This is a genomic window from Streptomyces sp. NPDC058650, from assembly GCF_042717315.1.
Taxonomy (GTDB): domain Bacteria; phylum Actinomycetota; class Actinomycetes; order Streptomycetales; family Streptomycetaceae; genus Streptomyces.
In genome coordinates, this window is sequence record NZ_JBHXRL010000067.1 from 1 (window position 1) to 1,322 (window position 1,322).

1 protein-coding gene and 1 pseudogene are annotated in these 1,322 nt (G+C 70.2%); both read right to left on the reverse strand.

Annotated elements, in window-relative coordinates:
* Positions 1 to 674 (reverse strand): aquaporin (locus tag ACFWWU_RS37265; RefSeq protein ID WP_384153651.1); only part of this gene is annotated, 674 nt, incomplete at its 3' end.
* A 183-nt stretch (positions 675 to 857) separates the two neighbouring features.
* A pseudogene (locus tag ACFWWU_RS37270) lies at positions 858 to 1,322 on the reverse strand (DUF58 domain-containing protein); the annotation flags it as partial.

Here is a 1,322-nt window from a genome sequence, read left to right on the forward strand (position 1 = left end):
ATCGACACCCAGAGCTGGCTCCATGCGATGCCGCCGCCGTAGAGCGCGGTGGCGATCGAGCGGGCCGGGTTGAACGAGGCGTTCGACACGGGGATCGCGATGAGCGCGAGCAGGGTCAGCGTGAGGCCGATCGCGAGCGGGGCGAAGCCGACGGCCGCGCGGGTGCTCGTGACGCCGAGGATCACGAGCAGGAAGATCGCGGTCGCGACGGTCTCGATGAGGAACACCGATCCGAGGCCGTAGCCACCGGGGGAGAGCTCGTCGTAGCCGGTCGAGGCGCCCGTGAACTTGGCGATGTCGAACAGCGGGCCGGCGGAGAGGATGCCGAGGAGCACGGTCGTCGCGAGGATGCCGCCGAGGATCTGGACCGCGATGTACGGGCCGACCGCCTTCCACGAGAACTTGCCGGCGACGGCGAGGCCGATGCTCACGGCGGGGTTGAAGTGCCCGCCCGAGACCGGGCCGAATGCGTATGCGCCGACCACGACCGTGAGGCCGAGGGCGAGCGAGACGCCGAGGAATCCGACGTTCAGGCCGCCTTCGCCGCCGTTGAAACCGGCCGCGAACAGCACGGTGCCGATGACACCGAAGACGAGGATGAAGGTGCCGATGAACTCGGCGGTGAGCTTCTGGGCGGTCGAGGGAGCCTCGACGGCCGTTGTCGCGTCAGACACGGGGGTCCTTTCGTAGGGGAGACAAGACGGAATCGGCACCAACCCCCTGGCGCCTGAAGCGAACCTATCGACCGCCCGGTCCGCTGGGAGGGATCTGCGCGCGAATGTTGTGAATCCGCTGGGGATCGATGCCACGCCGTGTCATGCGCGGACATGCTGCGTACCACGACGTCACGCGGCGAATCAGAGCCTGCCGGTCGCCTTCAGTTCCAGGTAGAGGTCGGCGAGGGCGGGTGGGAGCTCGTGCGGAGCCGCGGTCACGGTCAGGCCGCCGAGTCGCCGTACGGCGGCGCCGACGCGTTCGCCGTCGAGCAGGCCCCGTTCGGCGGCGGCGGCGGTGTAGACCTGCTCGAGGTCGTCGCGCCCGCGCGCGGCGTCGATGAGCGCCGGGTCGGCGACCGAAGCCACGACCACGGTGTGCCGGGAGGTCAATTGCGGGAGCACGGAGAGGAGGCCACGTGCGGTTCCGGGTGAATCGGCGGCGGTCAGCAGCACCACGAGCGCGTGGCGACTCGTGATGCGGCGCACCTGCGCCGGAACGGCGGCCCAGTCGGCCTCGATCAGTTCGGCCTCGATGCCCGCCATCGTGTCGACCATGCGGGCGAGGAGCGCCGGACCGCTGGCGCCGTGAACTCGTCCGCGGAGCCT